The sequence below is a fragment of the Rhizobium sp. ZX09 genome (assembly GCF_017357485.1).
GTDB lineage: Bacteria > Pseudomonadota > Alphaproteobacteria > Rhizobiales > Rhizobiaceae > Agrobacterium > Agrobacterium pusense.
Genome location: NZ_CP031363.1, coordinates 2,550,208 through 2,569,864 on the forward strand (window position 1 = coordinate 2,550,208; position 19,657 = coordinate 2,569,864).

Genomic DNA, 19,657 nt, shown 5'->3' on the forward strand with positions numbered 1-19,657 from the left:
CTTCAGACTTGACCATGTGAAAATCAGGCGACGGCATCGTCGCCGCAATAAACGTCTACGCCTCGGCTGGACACGCCCTCGACCAATACGCGGTCGGCATCCCGTTCCAGCACAAGGGAAAGCGGCGGGGAAAAATCATGCACGTGGAACGCTGCCTTATGCCCCAGCTTCTCGGTGGTGATTGCAGCGACAATCCGCTGGCTGGCGCTGCAGGCGAGCCGCTTGAAAACGGCATCCTCGAAGACATCGGCCGACAGGCCGGTCTCGACCGCGACACCACAGACCCCGAGAACACAGAGATCGGGTCGCATCAATTCGAGCTGCCGCAGCGCCATTGCATCGATTGCCGCACCAACGGCGGGATCAACCTTGCCACCGATCAGCACAAGATCGATATCCGCCCGCCCGGTCAGTTCGGCGGCAATGGCGGGCGTGTTCGTCACCACCGTTACATTGAGACCAGCCGGGATCGCCCTGGCAATGGCGAGGTTCGTCGAACCGGCATCGATGAAAACGACCATGCCCGGCTTGAGAAGCGGGACAACGGCGCGGGCCAGCAGAGCCTTGCGGTCCGCATCCTCGGCGATCCGCGTCTTCAGCGGCACCGTCTTGCTATCGGAGAGCAGGGCGCCGCCATAAACGCGCATGCATTCCCCACGGGCCGCCATCTCACGCAGGTCGCGGCGAACCGTGTCTTCAGAAACGCCAAAGTTTTGGGCGAGGTCCTGCGCCAGCACACGGCCGCTCTGCCGCAACTGTTCGAGGATGAGCGCCTGCCGCTCGCTGACGAAATGATCACTCATGCAGACTCATGCATAAACAGGAATAAACGTGCATGAACATGCATATTCGAGTTTCCGGGGAAGCGCAATAAAAAACGCCCGCCGGGAAGGCGGGCGTCTGACTGTTCAATCGACGACTGTATTTATTCCGCGTAAGCGATCAGTAGATCCTTCGCATCGATCTGGTCGCCTGGGCGCACCAGAACTTCCGCGATCTTGCCATCTCGCTCGGCGTGAAGCGCCGTTTCCATCTTCATCGCCTCGATGGAGAGCAAAACATCGCCAGCCTTGACCTCCTGGCCTTGATTGACGAAGACGCGGCTGATGACACCCGGCATCGGTGCCCCGACATGCGACACGTTGCCAGGTTCGGCCTTGCGGCGCACGGCAGAGCCGGAAGCACCATGCGTCCGATCCGGCACCTTGATACGGCGCGGCTGACCATTGATTTCGAAAAACACCGTCACCATGCCCTTGTCGTCAACGCCGGACGAAGCCTGATTGACGATGACCAGCGTCTTGCCGCGCTCGATATCGGCAAACAGTTCCTCGCCATCCTCCATTCCGTAGAAATAGGCATGGGTGGGAAGCACCGAGACCGGACCATAAGTTTCGGCGGTGAGCGCGAAATCCGTGAATACCTTCGGATACATCAGATAGGACGCGAATTCGAAATCATCGACCTTGCGCTCCAGCTTGGTCTCGATGGTCTTCCGTTCGGCATCGAGATCGGCATCCGCCAATAGTGAACCCGGACGAACGGTATAGGGCGCTTCGCCCTTCAACGCTTTTTTCTGCAGGGCTTCCGGCCAACCGCCGGGCGATTGTCCGAGATCGCCCTTCAGCATGGAAACCACGGACTCCGGGAAAGAGACCTCGCGCTCGGGATTCTGTACGTCGGCCACTGTCAGATCCTGACTGACCATCATCAGCGCCATGTCACCGACGACTTTCGAAGACGGCGTCACCTTGACGATATCGCCGAACATCCTGTTGGCATCGGCGTAAGCCTGCGCCACTTCGTGCCAACGGCTTTCGAGACCCAGCGAACGCGCCTGCTCCTTGAGGTTAGTGAACTGACCACCCGGCATTTCGTGCAGATAGACTTCCGACGCCGGCCCCTTGAGATCGCTTTCGAAAGCCGCATATTGGTTGCGCACGGCCTCCCAATAGAAGGAAATGCGGCGAATCCATTCGGTATCGAGGCCCGTATCGCGTTCCGACCCGGCAAGCGCTTCCACGATCGAACCAAGGCACGGCTGCGACGTATTGCCAGAGAAGGCGTCCATCGCGGCATCGACCGCGTCGACACCCGCATCCACGGCGGCAAGAACCGTCGCTGCCGCAATTCCGGACGTATCATGGGTGTGGAAATGGATCGGCAGACCCGTTTCTTCCCGCAGCGCCTTGAACAGAACCTTGGCGGCAGCCGGTTTCAGCAGGCCGGCCATATCCTTGACGGCAATAATATGCGCGCCTGCGCGTTCCAGTTCCTGGGCGAGATTGGTGTAATATTTCAGGTCGTATTTCGGACGCGCTGAATTGAGGATGTCTCCGGTGTAGCAGATGGCCGCTTCACAGAGCTTGTTTTCCTCCGAGATGGCATCCATCGAGACCCGCATATTCTCCACCCAGTTCAGGCAATCGAAGACACGGAAAAGATCAATGCCGCCCTTTGCGGCCTGACGGACAAAATACTTCACGACGTTGTCCGGGTAGTTCTTGTACCCGACGCCGTTTGCCCCTCGCAGAAGCATCTGCAGCAGCAGGTTGGGAGCACCTTCGCGGATCAGCGCCAGACGCTCCCACGGGTCTTCGGTCAGGAAGCGCATGGAAACATCGAATGTCGCACCGCCCCAGCACTCCAGCGACAGAAGCTGTGGCAACGCTTTGGCATAGGCGCTGGCGACGCGGGCGATATCATGGGTACGGACACGGGTCGCAAGCAGCGACTGATGTCCGTCGCGCATCGTCGTATCCGTGACGAGTACCCGCTTTTCGTTGCGCATCCAGTCTGCGAAACCCTTCGGGCCGAGCTTGTCCAGCAACTGCTTGGTGCCGTCGGGCGTCGGCGCATCGATATAGGGCACGATGGGCTTTGCCGCCTTGTCCGAGGGCCTTGCGCGTCCCTTGGTTTCCGGGTGGCCGTTCACGGTCACATCAGCGAGATAGGTCAAAAGCTTGGTAGCGCGGTCCTGCCGTTTGACCTGGGCAAAAAGCTCGGGGGTCGAATCGATGAAGCGCGTTGTATAGGTATTGTTGCGGAAACTGTCATGGCCGATGATGGCCTCTAGGAATGTGAGGTTGGTCGCCACGCCGCGGATACGGAATTCGCGCAAAGCGCGATCCATACGGTTGATCGCCTCGTCAGGCCGCGGCGCCCAGGCCGTCACCTTCACAAGCAACGGATCGTAGTAGCGGGTGATGACAGCCCCTGTATAGGACGTGCCGCCGTCCAGACGGATACCGAAGCCTGAAGCGGAGCGATAAGCGGTGATACGGCCATAATCCGGAATGAAATTGTGTTCCGGGTCTTCCGTCGTAATGCGGCACTGGAGGGCGTGGCCATTCAGGCGGATATCCTCCTGCCTCGGCACCCCGGATTCCGGCGTGCCGATGGCGGCGCCTTCCAGAATGTGAATCTGCGCCTTGACGATATCGATACCGGTGACGACTTCCGTAACGGTATGTTCCACCTGAATGCGCGGATTGACCTCGATGAAGTAGAATTTTCCGGTGTCGGCATCCATCAGATATTCGACCGTGCCTGCACCGATATAATTCGTGGCACCCGCAATCTTCAGGGAGTAGGAAGCGAGCTCCTGACGCTGTGCTTCGCTCAGATAGGGCGCGGGCGCACGCTCGACGACCTTTTGATTACGCCGCTGGATCGAACAATCACGCTCGAACAGATGCACGACATTGCCGTGCGTGTCGCCGAGAATCTGGCTTTCGACGTGACGCGCACGCTCGACCAGCTTTTCGAGATAGACTTCGTCCTTGCCGAAGGCGGCCTTGGCCTCGCGCTTGGCTTCCGTCACCTCGCGAGCGAGGTCTTCCTTTTTACGGATGGCGCGCATGCCACGGCCACCACCGCCCCAGGAGGCCTTGAGCATGACGGGATAACCGATCTCCTCGGCCATACGCTCCACTTCCGCCATGTCGTCCGGCAGCGGGTCGGTGGCGGGAACGACGGGAACGCCAACCGAAATCGCCAGATTGCGGGCGGCGACCTTGTTGCCGAGCTGGCGCATCGTATCCGCCGTCGGTCCGATGAAGGTGATGCCCGCCTTGTTGCAGGCCTCCACGAATTCGGGGCTTTCAGACAGAAGACCGTAACCGGGATGAATCGCGTCCGCTCCGGAGAGCTTCGCAACGCGGATAACCTCCTCGATCGAAAGATAGCTCTCGATAGGTCCCATATCCTTGGCGAGATGCGGCCCCCTGCCGACCTGATAGGACTCGTCCGCCTTGAAGCGGTGCAAAGACAGCTTGTCCTCTTCCGCCCAAATTGCAACGGTTTTAATCCCGAGCTCGTTGGCTGCCCGGAAAACGCGGATCGCAATTTCGGATCGGTTGGCAACAAGTATTTTCGATATTTTCAAGACGGTCTCCCCACACGCCAAAACAAAATTCTGCTGCACTGCGGAATTAAGCAGCAAAACCCCGTCTTGGAAAGGGCAATTCCGGCGAGAACTGTTCTGTTTGCGCTAGCTCAGCAAGCCATGGCGGAACGCGAGTGCGACGGTGTGCTGCCGGTTCTTGGCGCTGAAACGACGCTGAATCCCGTTTATATACCAGTCGACCGTATGGTTGGAGATGGATAGCTTGCGGCCAATCTCCGCCGATGTCATGCCATCCGCCATCAGCGCCAGCACTTCCGTCTCACGCCGTGTCAGCTCAAGAGCGGAACCGTCTGGAATATTGCTGAGATCATGGGCCTGACCTGAAAGATCGAGCAGGCGCCAGAAGACCGCCCGGGTCGCCGCATCGAGGAGTTCCACCTGCAAGGAGGGCAATTGCCGGTCCTGTCCACCTATGAACACGGCACCTATGAATCCCGCCCGTCCATGCACGGGAAAAGCATACCCCCCCTGCAAGCCGTAACGGCCGGCATCGTGGAAAAACACGCTCGCCCTTTTCCGATGCATGGCGCGGGGAAGCCCCTCCAGCGCCTCTTTCCAATGAAAGGGTTTGTGCACCATGCCGATCACTTTGCGGACGGGATCGACGAGGTTGTATTTCTTGGCCCTGTAGACCTCTATCCAGCCTTCCGGCAAATGTTGCGCAAGGATTTGGCCGGTGGAGGCCAGCTCGCCGGTCATGCGTCTGCTGACAAGGAAATATTCGAAACCATATTCCCGAATGAGCGTTGCAAATTCTGAACGCACACGTTCGGCGTTTCCCGCCTGGTAACACGCAGAGATGAAGTGAAGAATATCATGCATAAAGACACATGGTCCGGACTTGGCTTGAAGGGGATGACACGAAGGACATGGTCCCGCGATGACGTCATGTTACTCGGGCGCCGGTCGGGTGAGATTGAACATATCGTCGTTAGCAATCCCTGAAACGAAGATGCGAAATCTTGTGACGGCAGGCCCCGAGAAACACCGGGAGGTTTTTTCGGTTCGCATGGACGGCCAATCTGTTAAGCCGCCATTCAGACAGAAAGAGCGATAATTACACAAAATTCGCCGTCTCATGCAACCTTGCTAAAGTAGCATCGTATTGAGGCCGAACAATCAACCGCTCGAAAAGACGCCCGGACTGGATTGAAAATTTGACCTTGTTTCAGGTTTACACACGCGCTCTGCGCTATCTGACCGTTCATAAATGGCGTGTGGCTGTCGTCGTCATCGCCAACGTCATTCTTGCAGCGATCACCATTGCCGAACCCGTGCTGTTCGGCCGGATCATCGACGCCATTTCTTCTGGCTCCAATGTCACGTCCATTCTCATATTGTGGGCGGGGTTCGGCGTCTTCAACACCGTGGCTTACGTAGCCGTCGCCCGCGAAGCCGACCGGCTGGCGCATGGCAGGCGCGCTTCGCTCCTGACGGAGGCCTTCGGGCGCATCATCTCGATGCCGCTTTCCTGGCACCATCAGCGCGGTACGTCCAATGCCCTGCACACCCTCCTGCGCGCCAGCGAAACGCTCTTCGGCCTATGGCTGGAATTCATGCGCACCCATCTCGCGACCTTCGTCGCGCTGGTGCTGCTCGTACCCACCGCCATGTCCATGGACCTGCGCCTCAGCTTCGTGCTGATTGGCCTCGGCATCGTCTACTGGTTCATCGGCAAATGGGTGATGGGCCGCACCAAGGATGGCCAGGCTTCGGTCGAAGAGCATTATCACAGCGTTTTTGCCCATGTCAGCGATTCCATCAGCAACGTTTCCGTGCTGCACAGCTACAACCGCATCGAGGCTGAAACCAAAGCGCTGAAATCCTTCACCGAAAAGCTTCTAAGTGCGCAATATCCCGTGCTCGACTGGTGGGCCTTTGCGAGCGCTCTGAACCGCACGGCCTCCACCGTTTCGATGATGATCATTCTCGTGATCGGCACCGTGTTGGTGAAGAACGGCGAGCTGCGCGTCGGCGATGTCATCGCCTTCATCGGTTTCGCCAATCTCCTGATAGGCCGTCTGGACCAGATGCGCCAGTTCGTGACGCAGATTTTCGAAGCCCGCGCCAAGCTTGAGGACTTCTTCGTCCTTGAGGATTCCGTCAAGGAACGGGAAGAACCGGGCGATGCCCGCGAATTGTCGAATGTCTCCGGCACCGTGGAATTCCGCAATGTCAATTTCGGTTTTGCCAACACCAAACAGGGCGTTCACGATGTCTCGTTTACGGCCAGGGCCGGCGAGACGATCGCGATCGTCGGACCGACAGGTGCCGGCAAGACGACGCTCATCAACCTGCTGCAGCGGGTCTATGATCCCGATTCCGGCCAGATCCTGATCGATGGAACCGATATTTCGACGGTGACGAAAAATTCGCTCCGCAACTCCATCGCCACGGTGTTTCAGGATGCCGGCCTGCTGAACCGCTCGATCCGCGAAAATATCCGCCTTGGCCGTGAATCGGCCACCGATGCGGAAGTGGTGGAGGCGGCGGCGGCCGCTGCGGCGACGGATTTCATCGACAGCCGCATCAACGGCTATCTGACCCAGGTTGGTGAACGCGGCAACCGCCTGTCCGGCGGCGAGCGCCAGCGTATCGCCATCGCCCGTGCGATCCTGAAGAACGCCCCCATTCTGGTTCTCGACGAGGCAACCAGTGCACTCGACGTGGAAACCGAAGCCCGTGTGAAGGCCGCAGTGGATGCGCTGAGAAAGAACCGCACGACCTTCATCATCGCCCATCGCCTTTCCACTGTCCGCGATGCCGATCTCGTTCTGTTCCTCGATCAGGGCCGGATCATCGAAAAGGGCACTTTCGATGAGCTAAGCCAACGCGGCGGTCGCTTTACCTCGCTGCTGCGCACCAGCGGCCTGCTGACGGAAGACGAAGGCCAGCAGCCCCGGCCAAAAGCGATAGCCTCCTGAGGCTCAGGAATGGAATGCCAAAAGGGCGGGCACTGTCGTGTCCGCCCTTTTTCGTTGTCTGCTTCGAAAATATCGGGACATCACGAAGCTTCTACCTCAGTCCCCCAACCGTCATATTCACCACCGAATTTTTGCAGCCGTTGTGCTGAGAAGCTCAATTTCTCGGTCGATCTCATTCGGAGCTTGCGGCTTGGAAAACTCTATACCCCGCCGCGCTGTCTGCGATGCATCCATCGCCTCACGGGTGATGCTGTAGCCACGGGGGACCAAGAAATCTCTGTACAGCATCTGCCCTTCATGCGTCGGAAAATATGCGAAGTGGTCTATCGGTCTCGATTTGCTGCCATCGTGCCCTAGCTTCGCATTGACCGCCCGTTGAGCGTTCTTGCCGGCTCTGTATCGCCGTACAGGCGCCATACCCCAGACGCCAAACAAACATCGAGGGCGGGGGAACCCCACAACAAAATTCGGGCCCCTGCGTCACCGCAGGAGCCCGACTTAAAAAGCGAACCGAAGGCCGGCCCGTCTCAGTCGAAGGGGATCACCCTCTCGCCGGCCGCCAAGTCCCTGCCATCGACAGATACCGAAATCTCCGCCGTGCCAGGCTTGCGGCTGACGGCAATGTCTCTAGCCTTGCCGTCGAGCGTGATCTTCACCGAGAAACCGCTCCAGTCCTCCGGCAGCGACGGTGAAATATGCAGCCTGCCGTCAGTGCGGGTGATGCCGAGAATACCCTCGACAGCGGCACGGTAGAGCCAGCCGGCCGAGCCGGTGTACCAGCTCCAGCCGCCACGGCCCGCATAAGCGCCTTCACCGTATACATCCGCGGTCACCACATAGGGTTCGACCCGATAGGTTTCCGACGCTGCCGCGTCGAGCGCGTGATTGACCGGGTTGAGCAGCTTGAAGCAGTTCCAGGCCTCCTGCGCCCTGCCCTGCTTGGCAAGAGCGAGAACCACCCAGGTCGCCGCGTGGGTATATTGTCCGCCATTTTCGCGCACACCTGGCGGATATCCCTTGATGTAGCCCGGATCGTGCGGCGCGCGCGAGAATGGCGGCGTGAATAGCCGGATGATGCCGGTCTTTTCATCCACCAGATGCTCCATGACCGCATCCATTGCCTGCCGCGACCGGGCCTCTTCGCCTTCGCCGGAGAGAACGCTCCAGCTTTGGCCGAGCGAATCGATCCGGCATTCCTCGCTTCCGGCGGAACCCAGAGGCGTGCCGTCGTCGAAATAGCCGCGACGATAATAGCTGCCATCCCACCCCGCGGTTTCGAGCACATTGCGCAGTTTTTCGCGGTGCGAGGCCCATCTGCCGACCCGATCCGTGTCACCGCGCTTTTCCGCAATTTCAATGAAATCGCGCAAGGCGCCGGAAAGGAACCAGCCGAGCCAGACACTGGTACCCTTGCCGCCAACGCCGACGCGGTTCATGCCGTCGTTCCAGTCACCGCCGAGGATCAGCGGCAGGCCGTTCTCCCCGGTGCGATGAATGGCAAGATCGAGCGCCAGCGCCGCGTGTTCGTAGAGCGTCGCGGATTTGTCGCTGGTTTCCGGCTGGAAGAAAGCGTCGTGCTGGCCGGGCATCAGCGCCGGCCCCTTCAGGAAGGGAATGCTCTCATCCAGAATGGCGATATCGCCGGTCGCCGAAACATACTGGTTGATCGCATAAGCAAGCCATACCACGTCGTCCGAGATAGTGGTGCGGACACCGGCGCCTGTCAGCGGCAACCACCAGTGCTGAACGTCGCCTTCCGGGAATTGCCGGCCGGCTGCGCGCAGGATCTGCTTGCGAGCGAGATCCGGCTGGTAGAGCAGGAACGCCAGAGTATCCTGAAGCTGGTCACGGAAGCCGAAGGCGCCGCTCGACTGATAGAAGGCCGTGCGCGCCAGAATGCGGCACGCCAGCGCCTGGTAGGGCAGCCAATTGTTGACCATGTGGTTGAAGCCGGCATCCGGCGTGGACACCTGTAGCTGGCCGGTAAAATTGGTCCAGAACGCCTTGCTTTCCTCCAGCACGGACTGGAAATCCACACGGCGGACATCCTTCACCAGCGCCTCGGCCTCTTCCGCATTATCGGCATCGCCCAGAATGAAGGTCATGTGTCGTTCTTCGCCGGGCTTAAGGTGGATTTCCTGCATCAGCGCCGCACAGGGATCGCCGTCAACCTCGGTGCTGCCGCTGAGTGCGTTACCCGACACGATCGCCTGCGGGGCCTGTGCCGAACCAAAGCGGCCAATGAATTCCCGACGACTGGTAGTGAAACCGCTCGCCTCCGTATCAAGCGTCAGGAACGCCGTGCGTGCGCTGTAGTCGATGCTGTAGGGGTTCGACGCGAAGATTGCGTTGTTGCCCGCATCATGTCTGCTCAGAATGAACGGCGCTGATTTCTGTCCGTTATTGCCCAGCACCCATTCGACATAGGCATAAACCTTCAGCCGGCGGCTTTTAGAGCCTTTGTTGCGAACGATGACCTGCGAGAACTTGACCGGCTTTTCACGATCGACGGTCTGTGTCACCTCGACTTCGAGCGTGTCGGCAACGCCGGTCAGGATGGAGTAACCCAGGCCGTGACGGGTTTCGAACATGGCTTCTGGATCACGCGACAACGCGACACACGGCGTATAGAGCTTTCCTGTCTCCACATCGGCGACATAGAAAGCCTCGCCCGGCCGGTTGATGACAGGGTCATTGCTCCACGGTGTCAATTGATAATCGCGCGAATTGCGGCTCCAGCTGAAACCTGCGCCTTCGGCCGAAATATGGAAGCCGAAATTCTCGTTCGAGATGACATTGATCCACGGATGCGGGGTGGACTGCCCACCATGGAGACGCACCACATATTCCTGTCCGTTCCTGGCGAAGCCGCCGAAACCGTTCCAGAAATCGAGATCGCCCGCGTCTTCGACCGGCTCCGCAACCGGGAAAGCCGGGACCGGCAGACGGGCCTGTGCGGCGTCGCTTGTGCCATCGGGACCACGATGGGCCGCAAACAGCGATACCGCGCGGTTGATCTGGTCCACGATCTTGCCGTTGCGCACATGGAGTACAACGCGGGAAGCGGCCAGAAGCGCGCTCCACGTCTCTTCATCCATCAGGTCACGGCGCACGGAGAAGACGTGCGGGCGACCGCCATCGGCGGGATTGATGCGGCGTTGTGCTTCGGAAATATGATCCAGCGCATGCTGCATGTCCTGCGCGTAGGATGCGGCCCGTTCGTTAACGATAACGAGATCGAAGATCACGCCGCGCGAACGCAGATATTCATGGGCACTCAGCGCCTCACGGGCGATGTCCATGTCCATATCGTCGTTGATGCGCAGGCTGAAAATCGGGAAATCGCCGGAAATCGCAAGCGGCCACAAGGCGCGCTGCGAAGCGAGTCCTGTTTTCAGCGTTTCCGAATCCGCACGCAGATGCATGTCGGGATAGGTCAGATATCGGCCGAGATGCTGGAAGGCGGCCGCCTGCTGTGAGGTGACGCCCACATGGCGCATCTGCACCTGTGTGCGCGTCCAGGCATGAACGAGTTCATGCGCGAAGGCGTCCGGATGACGATAACGGTCGATCGCCTTGTCAACTTCCTCGCGGCTCGGCGCGGCAATCGTCCAGAAGATCACGCTCACCTTCTTGCCTGCCGGCACGCGCACGGTGCGTCGCAGCGACAGGATGGGGTCGAGCGTGAAGCCGTCAGTGCTGGAAAGCGTCGCACCGGCATCGAATGCCGCCGCTTCGCGCAGCGAACGGCCACGACCGATGAATTTGGCGCGATCCGTCTCGAATTCCGTCGGGCGCGACGGGCCGGCATTATCGGCGGCCAGATGCGCAATGACGGTGCCCGGCTCGTTCGGGCTGCGACGGTTGCGCCAGGCGCGGATGACGTCGCCACGCCGGCCGATCTCCGTCTTCACGAACATGCGCGAGAAGAGCGGATGGGCGTTGTCGTCATCCTCAGACGCAATGACCGGCTCCATATAGGAAGTCACTTCGATATAGCGATCCTCGGAACCGACATTGAGCAGGGTGACGCGTCGGCCTTCTGCATCGTGCTCGGTGGCGACGATGCATTCGACAACGCTCTGCAGGTCGCCGGTGGTCTTGTGGAACTCGGCCTTGTCGTCGGTGAAGACCGTCTTGGTCTTTTCACCCTCGAAGACACGCGGCTCCGCAGTCGCACTCCACCATTGCCCGTTGGTGGTGTCGCGCAGGAAGATGAAGGTGCCCCAGCGGTCTTCGGTCGGATCGGCCTTCCAGCGGGAAATCGCCTGCCCGTTCCATTTCGAATAACCTGCACCCGTCGAGGTAAGCATGGTCGAGTAGTGACCATTCGACAGGAACACCACCTCACGGTCGCGCGCCGCCGGATCGGCAATGGAGCGCACTTCCGCCCGCAGCAGGTCGGCCTGTTCCTTGCCGGGGGTCTCCGGCTCGTATTTGGCGCTCATGACAGGCACTTCGCGCGGCGCCTTTTCCTGCAGCAGCAATTCAGCTGCCTCGATCACCGGATCGGAATGGAAGAGCTCGCGCAGCACGCCGTCAAAGGCAACGTTGGCGACGGCCGCAATCGACATGCCATGGTGGTGGGCATAATAGTTGTAGACCACCGCGCAGACCTTGCCATCGGGCACACGCGTTGGCGTGAAATCCACCGCATCGTGGAAACCGTATTGGCCAAGTGCGCCAAGCTTGCGCAGCGTGTCGAGGTTTTCAAGTGCACCATCCGGATCGTATTGGCTGGCGAGGATCGATGCATAGGGCGCAATCACCGCATTCTGGCCAAGGCCACGCTTGAGGCCCAGCGTCGGCACACCGAAGTTGGTGTACTGATAGTTCATGTTGTGATCGCGGGCATTAAACGCCGCTTCGGAAATGCCCCATGGCGTGCCGAGACGGCGGCCGTGATTCATCTGTTCCTTGACGATCAGGTTGTTGGTCTGGTTGAGGATACCCCCCTGACGCTCCTGCATCACAAGCGGCGGCATCAGATATTCGAACATGGAGCCCGACCAGGACACCAGCGCGCCCTGCGCACCGATCGGCACGACCTGACGGCCAAGGCGGTACCAGTGCTCAGTCGGCAGATCGCCCTTCGCGATGGCGAAGAGGCTGGTCAGACGGCATTCCGACGCCAGAAGGTCATAGCAGGCCTCATCCAGCTCCTTGCTTTCGACGCGATAGCCAATGGACAAAAGGCGGCGATCCTTGCGGTAAAGGAACGTGAAATCCATCGAGAAAGCGAGATTGCGGCTGCGGTCGCGCAGCGAAGCGAGACGCTGGCGCAAGGGCTCGACATTGGTCAGGTCGATGGCGCTGTCGGAAATATGGGCTTCGCAGCACTCGACCAACAGCTGCGCCCAACGCGTCACTTCGGTGCTCTGAGTGGACTTCACCTCGTGGTCGACATTGGTGGCGAGCTTCTGAATGTCACGCGCAAGCACCGCCAGGTTGATGACGCGAATGGAGGCGAATTCGTGCTCGCGCTTGACGGATGCCAGCGCGTTCGAGAAGCCGATGATACGCTCCTCGAGACGGCGATGCAGCGGCCGCAGGTTCTTGCGGTCGTCGGGCAAGGCCTTCAGCGTTTCCCGCAGAATGCCGGCGACATCGCCGATACCATCGAGGTTGCCCTGAAGATGGGCCGACGGCGCTTCCGCCCAGTCACGGCAAGCGGAAGAAACCGCAATCAGATGGCCGGCGAGGTTGCCGCTGTCAACGGCCGAAACATAACGCGGTCCAAGCGTCTGCAAGGTATCGGTGTGATACCAGTTGTAGAGATGACCACGATATTTTTCCATCTTCTCGACGGTCTGGATCGTGTTCTCGATGCGCTCCAGCGTGTCGGCAAAGCTGATCCAGCCAAACTGACGCGCGGAGATGACGGAGAGCAGATAGACGCCGATATTGGTGGGAGACGTGCGCGAGGCAACGATCGGCTCCGGCGTCTCCTGGAAATTGTCCGGCGGCAGGTGGTTTTCCTGCGGTGTCACGAAGGTCTCGTAATAACGCCAGGTACGGCGTGCGATCTTGCGTAGTTCGAACGAGACGTGCTCAGAAACGAACAGCCGGTCTTCGGTCTCGGCTGACTGGCTGACATACCAGGCAACGGCGGGCGATAGCACCCACAGCAGCGTAAAGGGAATGCCGATCAGGAAGGCATTGTCGCCCGGCAGCGCCGCAAACAGAAGGCCGAGCATCGCCACAACGGGGGCGTGCCACATCTGACGATAATAATCGATGATGCTGCCCTGCGCACTGGACTGGATGCTGGCGGCGGTGCGCCATTCCAGCATCAGCTTGTGGCTGACGAGCAGGCGGTAGAGCGAACGCGCAATCGCATCTGTCATCATGCAGGCGGCATCGGCGATGAAGACGATTCTCAGTGCGACTTGCGCATTGGTGGCGCGGATTTCAGACCAGATGGTGTGGAAATGCGCCTGCGGCACGATGTCTGTCGAACGCGGCACAAGGCCGGAAAGCAGCGAAAGCGTCGGTGCAACGAAGAGCGAGAAGATCAGCAGGATCTGCCAGATCAGCGCCCCGAGCGGATCCATGAAATACCAACCGAGGATCGAGGCGAAGAACCAGGCGATCGGCGTCAGTGAGCGACGCAGATTGTCGACCATCTTCCACCGTCCGATAGCGGTGACGCCGCGGGCGCGGTCGAGAATATAGGGAAGCAGCTGCCAGTCGCCACGCGCCCAGCGATGCTGACGCGAAACTTCCACCTCATAGCGCGTCGGGAAGTCCTCGACGAGTTCCACATCGGTCACCAGCGCGCAACGCGCAAACGAACCTTCAAGCAGATCATGGCTGAGGACGGAGTTTTCTTCGATACGGCCCTTCAGCGCCGCCTCGAAAGCATCCACGTCGTAAAGACCCTTACCGGTGAAGGTGCCTTCGGAGGTCAGGTCCTGGTAAACGTCGGAAACCGTGAAGACGTAGGGATCGATACCGCGGTTGATGGAAAAGACGCGCTGGAAAACCGAAGCATCCTTGCCCGTGGTCAGGGAAGGTGTGACGCGCGGCTGCAGCAGACCGTAACCTTCGACCACCCGACCGGATTCAGGATCGATCCTAGGGCGGTTGATCGGATGGTGCATCTTGCCGACCAGCTTCGTCACCGCATCGCGCATCAGCCGCGTGTCGGCGTCCAGCGTCATGACATATTTCACACCTTCCGGAATGATATTCGCGCCGCCGAGGAACGTCGTGTCCTTGTCGCCGCGCAGCAGCATGTTCAGCTCATGCAGCTTGCCGCGCTTGCGCTCCCAGCCCATCCAGCAGCCTTCGGCCGGATTGTAGATGCGACGACGATGCAGAAGGTAAAATCGTGTCTTGCCGTCAAAGGCGTAGCGGCTGTTCAGTGTTGCCAGCTCGCGCTTGGCATATTCGAGTATCTCAAGATCATCCTCGGACTGCTCGTATTGCGCGTCGCGCCAGTCGCTCACCAGCGAGAAATAGATCTCACCATGCGGATTGGCCAGATAATGCACCTCGATATTGCGCATCATCTCGTCAACACTGTCGCGACTGGTCAGCATGCAGGGCACGGCGACCAATGTGCGCGCGTCCTCGGGAATTCCATTCTTGAACTCGTATCCGACCAGCCGGAACGGTTTCACGAAGAAGGTGACAAGGGTATTGAAGAGGCCGGTCGCGCCCTCCGAGGCGGGCAAAGCGAACATCAGCAGGAAAGCGGTGACAACATACCAGGGCATGCCCGCTTCGGCGAGGAACCACCCGACCGCCAGCATGGCGACCGCGGTGATGAGAAGCACCGGCGCTGCAATTGCCAGCCAGTTGAACTTCCGCATCGCCCGGACGATACGCTGCGATACCAGGGGCCGGTATCCCAGCGCCTTTTCGAGCTCGAAACGACGCTGACCCACCAGCACGGAGCCGACATTGACGGGATGCGTCTCGTCCGCCTCTGCGGGCATATCGGTACGCGCCATTTCGACAGCGGCACGGGCGACCTCAACTTCGGTCTTGGGAGAACGACGCGCCAGAAGTTCGATGGTATTGCGGTAGGTGTTCCGCGAGCCGAAATCGAGCGTTTCGTAATCGGTTTCTTCGCGCAGAACCTTGTCGATATGGCTGACTTCCTCGAACCACACCGACCATTCGGTATCATCGATCTCGCGCAGGCTCTTGACGATGTTGCCCATCGTCACGTTGCCGGAGGCAAGGCGATTATGCTCCGACATCATCACGTTTTCAGCGTCGGTGCCGGCAGCGTGAAGACGCTCTTCGAGCCATGCGACGGCAAAACCCGATGTCTGCGAGCCGTTTCGGAGGCGATAAAGGAACTGCGTCGCGAAAGTCGGGTCATCTACCAGCGAATCGACCTGCTTGAGAAGTGCTGCCGACGCTTCCGCATCGTTCAAGCGGATAATCTCGTCGACCACCTCATTCGCCTTCTGGCGCATGCGGCGCGAACGCTCCACACGGATGGAGATGCGCCGAAGATTTTCGATGAGGACAAAACGGATGATCGATGGCAGCGCCCACAATTCGCCGATCTGCAGCGTCTTCGAGGTCTGGTAGCCATCCACCAGCGCCGTCATGTTTTCGCGCGATACCGTGCTGTGGGTGTGGGCGACATAAAGCCAGCCGAGCGCCATGACCCGCGGGATCGTCACGCCGCCCACCGTCATTGTCGGCAGCTGGCGATAGAACTTGCGCGGAAAATCACGGCGGACTTCCTGGATCGCCTCTTCGATGACGTAGTGGTTGTCGAGAAGCCATTCCGCCGCCGGCGTTATCGTCGCGCCATTTTCCGCGTCGACCGCCGTTGTGCGATAGACCCTGAGGATTTCCTTTTCATTCTCGCGATGACGCTCGAAGAAATCGAACTCCATGAAGCCGGGAAGGCTGTCGGCGCCATCGCGGGAAAGCGCGGCGCCCGCATCATGCAGTTCCTCGACCGTCATATAGGACGCGCGGATCGAATCATTATGATCGATCTGCTTCGTCTCGGAATCACGGGCGGCGGCGGTCGGGGTGATATGAAATGACATCGGGCTCGTATTCTGAACTTTATGGAGACTTGTTCGACTTGACCGGCATTTCGTCCGTGGCGGGAACACACACGAAAATCGGCCACGCTATATTTATGACTTATCCTGAACCTTCGGTGAACCGGACCGGACACCCGGATGAGAGGACCGTCCGGCAGGAAGGCGCCGCATACTGCTGCACAATGTTTGCAATCTGTTTGCGAGGCTTGAGATCAGCGCGTGCACGAAGCTTCCGGTGACAGAAAGATCTCATCCTGCGGCCCGGCAACGCCGTTCCGACCGGATTTCGCACCCTCCCCGACGGCGAAATTTGTGCGCGCAACGCCCGATGGTCCCCCGTTGATAACCTGAAGGGCAACACGAAACCGGAACGGTTCGCGCTACATCCGAAAGACGCTAATGCCCCAGGACATCAATAGTTCCATGCCACCTGTCGCGACCCGATGCAAGCGCTGAATTTCAGGCCGTCTGAGTGCCTGCGGCGCCCCTTACATGCCCATGCATATGCTGCTATGTCATTTTGAAAAAGCACCGTAAAAAACGGCAAAACCCGGGACTTCGAAAATGACCAGTCAGACCGCCACCATGACGTCTTTTGCCAATCATATGCCGGATGTGGTGGCAATCCGCCGCCACCTGCACCGTCACCCTGAAATAGGCCTCTCCGAGTTCAAGACCTCGGATTTCATTGCCGAACAATTGCTGGCGATGGGGTACGAGGTAACGCGCGGGCTCGCCGGCACTGGCGTTGTCGCCACGCTGCGCAATGGTGACAGCACGCGCACGCTTGGCATTCGAGCCGATATCGACGCCCTGCCGATCCACGAAGAAACGGGGGCGGAATATGCGAGCGCCAATCAGGGCGTGATGCATGCTTGCGGCCATGATGGCCATACTGCCATGCTTCTCGGCGCAGCGAAGATCATAGCCGAACGCAGGAATTTTAACGGAACGCTGCATCTGATCTTCCAGCCGGCGGAGGAAAATTTCGGCGGCGCCCGCATCATGATCGAGGACGGCCTGTTCGACCGCTTTCCCTGCGATGCGGTTTTTGCACTCCACAACGACCCTGGCCTGCCCTTCGGGCACTTCGTGCTGCGCGACGGGCCGATCCTTGCCGCGGTCGACGAGTGCAAGATCACCGTCAACGGTTATGGCGGCCACGGTGCCGAACCGCAGGATGCCGCTGATCCTATCGTTGCCGGGGCAAGCATCATCATGGCGCTGCAGACGGTGGTTTCACGCAACATCCATCCGCAGCTGTCGGCGGTCGTCACCGTTGGCGCCTTCCATGCCGGTGCTGCCAGCAACGTCATTCCCGAAACGGCGGAAATGCTACTGACCATCCGTTCCTTCGATCCGGGCGTGCGCGATGAGCTGGAAAAGCGCATTCGGGCGATAGCCGAAGGCCAGGCGGCCAGCTACGGCATGAGCGTCACCATCGATTACGAGCGCGGTTATAATGCAACCGTCAACCACAGGGCGGAAACGGATTATGTCGCCGATCTCGCCCGCCGTTTTGCCGGGCCTGAAAAGGTCGCAGAAATGCAGCGCCCGTCGATGGGCGCGGAAGACTTTGCCTACATGCTTGAGAAACGGCCGGGCTGTTATTTCTTCCTCGGCACCGCACGAACCGACAACGACCCGCCGTTGCACCATCCAAAATTTGATTTCAACGACGAAATCCTGCCAATCGGAACCGCTTTCTGGGTCGATCTTGCGGAAGATTACCTGAAGTCGTGAATGGGAATGAAAAAGGCCGGTCGGAGGAGCGACCGGCCTTTTGTTCTCAAATTACCTGATGAGAAGATCGGGAGGATCAGGGAACGAGACCGAATATGACGGCAGCGACAAAGGCCATGCAGACGCCGACGAGAGCCGCATGAACCGAATCTTTCCAGTTGCGCGGCGACTGGGGCTGCGAAACAAAGTCTTTTACTTTTCCTGCCTTGGAATAAGACATTGTACACTCCCTTCCTGCTCGGCCCTTCAAAGCGGACATTGCTTATTTCACTGGTAGAATAGCTTTATTCCCCACTGTTTCAGTAGAGATAATATTCCATAAGATACGTGCATCGGGAAAAATACGGATTGCAACTTGCCGGGCGGCAAGCATCAATCTACCCATTGCGCGGCATCAGCGCGACGGGGCGCTTTCCGTCTGAAGGCAATGCGGACACGGAAAATACCATGACAGATATCGACGCCATCATCATTGGAGCCGGTGTGATCGGCCTTGCGACAGCGCGAGAACTCGCTATGCGCGGCCTCTTCGTCGTCATCCTGGAAAGCGAAAAGGAATTTGGCTCGGTCACTTCCTCCCGCAACAGCGAAGTTATCCACGCAGGCCTTTATTACCCGCCTGGAAGCCTCAAGGCCCGACTTTGCGTGGAGGGCAAGGAGCGTCTTTATGCTTTCTGCCAGAGCCACGGCGTTGCTCATCGCCGCTGCGGCAAACTCATCGTCGCCACGAGCCATGAAGAGACGGCCATGCTCGCCACTCTCCAGGAGAAGGGCAAGGCCAACGGATGTAACAATCTTGAGCTGATTGATGAACGACAGGCGGTTTTACTCGAACCCGCGCTCACCTGTGTTGCAGCCCTTACGTCACCTTCGACCGGTATCATCGACAGTCACGGATACATGCTGGCGCTGTTCGGAGACGCACAGGATCACGGCGCAGCCATGGCCGTCAACGCCCCCTTCGAAAGGGCGGAAGTGGCGGGCGATGGTTTTCGGATCCACGTCGGCGGCGCGGAGCCCACCAGCCTGACGTGCCGGCTGCTCATCAATTCCGCCGGACTTGTTGCGCCGATGGTGGCAAGAAAGATAGAGGGATTGCCGGAGGATGGTATCCCGCAGGCGCGTTTCGCCAAGGGCAGCTATTTTTCGCTGGCCGGCAAGTCACCCTTTTCAAGGCTCATCTATCCGGCACCTCATACTCATGGCCTTGGCGTACATCTCACCCTCGATCTTGCTGGCCAGGCTCGTTTCGGCCCGGATGTGGAGTGGGTGGACGTCATCGATTACGCCGTCGATCCCCAACGCATGGAAGGTTTTGATGATGCGATACGGCGTTATTGGCCGCGCCTTCCCGACCATGCGCTGATCCCGGCCTATTCTGGAATCCGGCCGAAGATTTCAGGTCCGGACGAACCCGCTATGGATTTCCGCATTGACGGGCCGGAAACGCATGGCGTCAACGGTCTCGTCAATCTCTTCGGCATCGAAAGCCCCGGCCTTACTGCCTCGCTGGCCATCGCCAACGAGGTCGCGGCGCGGCTTGGGGCTTGATCCCAACC

Annotated in this window: 8 protein-coding genes; 3 read left to right on the forward strand and 5 right to left on the reverse strand. The window is 59.4% G+C overall.

Features of this window, described 5'->3' with window-relative positions; all coding sequences use genetic code 11:
- Positions 1 to 23 precede the first annotated feature (23 nt).
- The 3 genes from BTN45_RS12565 to BTN45_RS12575 form a co-directional block, all read right to left on the reverse strand.
- Entirely contained in the window at positions 24 to 803 is a 780-nt protein-coding gene (locus BTN45_RS12565; protein WP_035207974.1) for a DeoR/GlpR family DNA-binding transcription regulator, read from the reverse strand.
- A 122-nt stretch (positions 804 to 925) separates the two neighbouring features.
- Positions 926 to 4,387, reverse strand: a complete 3,462-nt coding sequence (gene pyc / locus BTN45_RS12570) for a pyruvate carboxylase (RefSeq protein WP_207588137.1) — start codon at positions 4,385 to 4,387, stop codon at positions 926 to 928.
- 105 nt (positions 4,388 to 4,492) lie between these two features.
- Positions 4,493 to 5,230 (reverse strand): LuxR family transcriptional regulator, encoded by a 738-nt coding sequence (locus BTN45_RS12575; RefSeq protein WP_004443990.1) that lies wholly within the window; start codon positions 5,228 to 5,230, stop codon positions 4,493 to 4,495.
- A 335-nt stretch (positions 5,231 to 5,565) separates the two neighbouring features.
- On the opposite strand from BTN45_RS12575, the gene BTN45_RS12580 reads away from it, so the two are divergent.
- The gene (locus tag BTN45_RS12580; RefSeq protein WP_004443992.1) at positions 5,566 to 7,332 is read left to right on the forward strand and encodes a glucan ABC transporter ATP-binding protein/ permease; all 1,767 of its coding nucleotides are present in this window, start codon (positions 5,566 to 5,568) and stop codon (positions 7,330 to 7,332) included.
- A 527-nt stretch (positions 7,333 to 7,859) separates the two neighbouring features.
- On the opposite strand, the gene BTN45_RS12585 is transcribed toward BTN45_RS12580, so the two are convergent.
- Positions 7,860 to 16,355 (reverse strand): glucoamylase family protein, encoded by an 8,496-nt coding sequence (locus tag BTN45_RS12585; protein ID WP_207588139.1) that lies wholly within the window; start codon positions 16,353 to 16,355, stop codon positions 7,860 to 7,862.
- A 564-nt stretch (positions 16,356 to 16,919) separates the two neighbouring features.
- Between BTN45_RS12585 and BTN45_RS12590 the strand changes: the two genes are divergently transcribed.
- Positions 16,920 to 18,098 carry a M20 aminoacylase family protein gene (locus BTN45_RS12590; RefSeq protein WP_207588141.1) on the forward strand — a complete coding sequence of 393 codons (1,179 nt, stop codon included), beginning with the start codon at positions 16,920 to 16,922 and terminating at the stop codon, positions 18,096 to 18,098.
- A 76-nt stretch (positions 18,099 to 18,174) separates the two neighbouring features.
- Here BTN45_RS12590 and BTN45_RS12595 read toward each other — a convergent pair whose 3' ends face one another.
- Entirely contained in the window at positions 18,175 to 18,318 is a 144-nt protein-coding gene (locus BTN45_RS12595; RefSeq protein WP_004443999.1) for a hypothetical protein, read from the reverse strand.
- A 227-nt stretch (positions 18,319 to 18,545) separates the two neighbouring features.
- Here BTN45_RS12595 and BTN45_RS12600 point away from each other — a divergent pair, with 227 nt between their 5' ends.
- Positions 18,546 to 19,649 (forward strand): NAD(P)/FAD-dependent oxidoreductase, encoded by a 1,104-nt coding sequence (locus tag BTN45_RS12600; RefSeq protein ID WP_207588143.1) that lies wholly within the window; start codon positions 18,546 to 18,548, stop codon positions 19,647 to 19,649.
- The last annotated feature ends 8 nt before the right edge of the window (positions 19,650 to 19,657 follow it).

Excerpts from the sequence above, each read along its gene's own strand:
- BTN45_RS12600 (WP_207588143.1), top strand. The coding sequence starts at position 18,546 with ATGACAGATATCGACGCCATCATCATTGGAGCCGGTGTGATCGGCCTT.
- BTN45_RS12585 (WP_207588139.1), bottom strand. The coding sequence starts at position 16,355 with ATGTCATTTCATATCACCCCGACCGCCGCCGCCCGTGATTCCGAGACG.
- BTN45_RS12565 (WP_035207974.1), bottom strand. The coding sequence starts at position 803 with ATGAGTGATCATTTCGTCAGCGAGCGGCAGGCGCTCATCCTCGAACAG.
- BTN45_RS12590 (WP_207588141.1), top strand. The coding sequence starts at position 16,920 with ATGACCAGTCAGACCGCCACCATGACGTCTTTTGCCAATCATATGCCG.
- BTN45_RS12595 (WP_004443999.1), bottom strand. The coding sequence starts at position 18,318 with ATGTCTTATTCCAAGGCAGGAAAAGTAAAAGACTTTGTTTCGCAGCCC.
- BTN45_RS12575 (WP_004443990.1), bottom strand. The coding sequence starts at position 5,230 with ATGCATGATATTCTTCACTTCATCTCTGCGTGTTACCAGGCGGGAAAC.